The 2,867-nt window shown below is 41.5% G+C and carries 2 protein-coding genes and 1 pseudogene; 1 reads left to right on the top strand and 2 read right to left on the bottom strand.

The genetic code is table 11. The annotated features are described in order from the left end of the window. Positions 1-366: 366 nt before the first annotated feature. Both EWV66_RS02720 and EWV66_RS02715 read right to left on the bottom strand, forming a co-directional pair. Positions 367-996, bottom strand: coding sequence for a ribonuclease D (locus EWV66_RS02720; RefSeq protein ID WP_004159945.1), 630 nt, complete (start codon positions 994-996; stop codon positions 367-369). Between the two features lie 205 nt (positions 997-1,201). Then, positions 1,202-2,146: a CAP domain-containing protein gene (locus EWV66_RS02715; protein WP_353734452.1), complete on the bottom strand. Its 945-nt coding sequence runs from the start codon at positions 2,144-2,146 to the stop codon at positions 1,202-1,204. 95 nt (positions 2,147-2,241) lie between these two features. Between EWV66_RS02715 and EWV66_RS02710 the strand changes: the two are divergent. After that, positions 2,242-2,385 (top strand): annotated as a pseudogene (locus EWV66_RS02710) (helix-turn-helix domain-containing protein); the annotation flags it as partial. Positions 2,386-2,867: the final 482 nt, after the last annotated feature.

The raw sequence follows: 2,867 nt of genomic DNA, 5'->3' as shown, positions 1-2,867 counted from the left end.
ATTTCGGCTCGTGCAGAGGAGGCCGCATAAGATGTCATAGATTTTTTACCTATTCTCTACCAATGACGATGATTTCTATTTTCGATCATAGCGGTCTTTTTTGTGATCTTGGCAGCTTTGGGCAGTAGGAACTATTTTCAGTGATCAGTGATCAGTGATGGAAGTGGGAAGTGGGAAGTGGGAAGTGGGGAAGTGGGGAAGTGGGGAGAAACAATCCATAACTGGGTTTTTAAAGTTCGATTGGGAGTCAATCATACTAAGTAGGTGGGTGTTAAAAATTGTCAGATCCCCCCCCCTTATTAAGGGGGGATCAAAGACAAAATCTCTCTTCTATTTACTTATTAAATAGACCGTAACTTTTGCTGGCTAATGCTCAAATATATCTTTGTATTGCTGTAAATCTAAAGCGGTAAAAATGGGGATACAACTAAAGCATTTTTGGGCTAATTCCCATCTTTCTTCTCTTTGCAACATCACAATTAGTTTATCTCGCACTGACAGTAAATAGCGCACATCGTTAGCAGCATAACTCAGTTGTTTTGGAGTAAGATTAGCGGCATTTCCCCAATCAGAACTTTGAGCGGTTTTGTCTAATTCTATGCCTTCCAATTCCTGCACGAGACTTTTTAAACCGTGACTGCTGGTATAAGTCCGAGCGAGTTTACTGGCGATTTTGGTGCAGAAAATCGGTTGAGTGGCAATGGCAAAAGTATGGGACAGTTGAGCCACATCAAAACGGGCGAAATGAAAGACTTTTTCTATCCGCTCATCCTCCATGACCTTTTTGAGATTAGGAGCCTCTGTTTGCCCCCTAAAAACGCGAATAGCGGTGACAAAACCACTGGGATCACAGAGTTGAATTAAACACAGTCGATCGCGCCCCGGGATTAATCCCATAGTTTCTGTATCTACAGCGATCGAATTAACCCCTAGATAACGGGATAATAGGTCATCACTTAAATCTCGATCGCACACTTGAAAATTGTCTAAGTTCATATAGTTAGGAGTTAGGAGAGCTTTTTTCAGTTATCAGTTATCAGTTATCAGTTATCAGTTATCAGTTATCAGTAAAAAGACAGCACTGTTAATGCGATTTAATACTCCTTACTTAAGACTGTTCACTGAAAACTCAAATCTGATAACTGACAACTGAAAAGGCTGATAGTTAAAAACTGATAATTAAATTTAAATATTATCATGGTCATTTTGTCAACGTGAGATTATAATCACCAACCATATTTTTTTGATGGCCGGGGCTATTAATCCAACCCTTGACGGCAACGCTAACGGGGTCAGGATATCCCTTCATAAAAGCCAAATTTTCGCCCATTTTTTCTAAAGGGATCATCATTTGTACTGCCTTGACTCTTCCCTCAAAACCATCATGACTAAAAGGAGCCTGTTTATTGGCCATTTTTTGACTAAATAAGCGAGCTTCATGACTAACGCGAGCATCGAGACGTAGGGGCGGTAAATTTTGAGAAATTCGGTAGCGATTAACTTGATAATTAGTATTCTCTTCGAGGGTAATAAAAAAAGATTGATTCCCGATAAGATCGTAGCTAAGAGGATTAGTAGAAACGGGAGCGGATTGACGTTTTAGAAATATTTGAGTAAAGTATAATTTCCCTTGATTATCCGTCGCTACTCCAATCCCAGTACTATCAAAATCTCCCTCCATATTTTCCCGATGACCTTGACTTTTAATCCAGCCATCCACAGCCATCATTACTGGGTCATCATAACCTTGATTAACTGCCAGATTTTCCCCCACCGCTTGATAGGGAACCGAAACGCCAATAGTTTGCGCTCTTTTGTCAAAATCTTGATGACTAAAAGGAACTAAACCCGCAGCCATGCGTTGGCTATGTAATCTTGCCTGTTGAGAAATTGCTCGATTTAACAGTAGGGGAGATAAATTACGAGATTGACGATAGCGATTTACCTGTTGATAGATTTTATTCTCTAAAACAAGTAAAGTTGCCGCATCTAAAGGGGAAGGAGAGGGAGAAGGAGAGGGAGAGGGAGAGAAAGATGATAGGAGTTCCGCAAAAGAGCTATAGTTTAAGGCACTACAGGCCATTAAACTTGTCGAGACAAGCATCAAAATTCCTAACCGATAAGGTTTCTTAAAAAAACTTTTCATCAAAAAAATTGGGTCTGAAACCCCGCCGTTCTAGGTTGGATTTACTGTTAAATACTAGCGCATTTACAGGATATATGCCAGAACGTGAGACATAGAAAAGCTATCGCTACCGATTTTATCCAACACCAGAACAAGAGTCGCTATTGCGGCACACCTTGGACTGTGTAAGATTAGTTGACAATAAAGCTCTCCATGTCAGCACACAGAGAAATCACGGGGAAGGGGTTGGAGTTGGATTTCCCTATTTCCCCATTTTCCCAGTCCTGGTGGCGACCTGTTGACCAGAGGGGGTAAATCTGTTAAGGCAGCTGCGAAACTAGGCAAAGGACAGCAAGCAGAAACCCAAATCGTCAGGTTTGGAAATCACCGTCCGGCCCCAGCGGTGAGATAAGTACCTAAGCAAAATTAATTACACATCTAAGCCACTACTCCGTCAGACTTCTGGTGTGAGGAAACAGTGAACTGAAAACTCAAATCCGATCCCTAATAGCTGTCTCCCGTCTCCTGTCTCCTGTCTCGGAGTCTCCTGTCTCGACTAGGAAATTAATTTTGCACGACTACTTATCAACTTTTTGGTGCCAGGGTCAAGACTTGTTAAGATTGATCAAGCCGCTCGCTCAAATTTACCACTTCTGTGGCTCTCATTTATGGTAATCGACTTTCTGCCCTTCACTATCAATATTTCCCCGGCCTTTATTGCCGGTAGCTGTCTCTGGTCTTT

The organism is Microcystis sp. M_OC_Ca_00000000_C217Col (assembly GCF_007095585.1).
Taxonomy (GTDB): Bacteria; Cyanobacteriota; Cyanobacteriia; order Cyanobacteriales; family Microcystaceae; genus Microcystis; species Microcystis panniformis.
Note: the sequence above shows the minus strand (reverse complement) of the source record. Positions and strands in the feature narration are given on the sequence as shown.

What these genes read in the sequence shown, in the direction of transcription:
- EWV66_RS02720 (WP_004159945.1), bottom strand. Translation starts at nt 996, where the DNA reads ATGAACTTAGACAATTTTCAAGTGTGCGATCGAGATTTAAGTGATGAC.
- EWV66_RS02715 (WP_353734452.1), bottom strand. Translation starts at nt 2,146, where the DNA reads ATGAAAAGTTTTTTTAAGAAACCTTATCGGTTAGGAATTTTGATGCTT.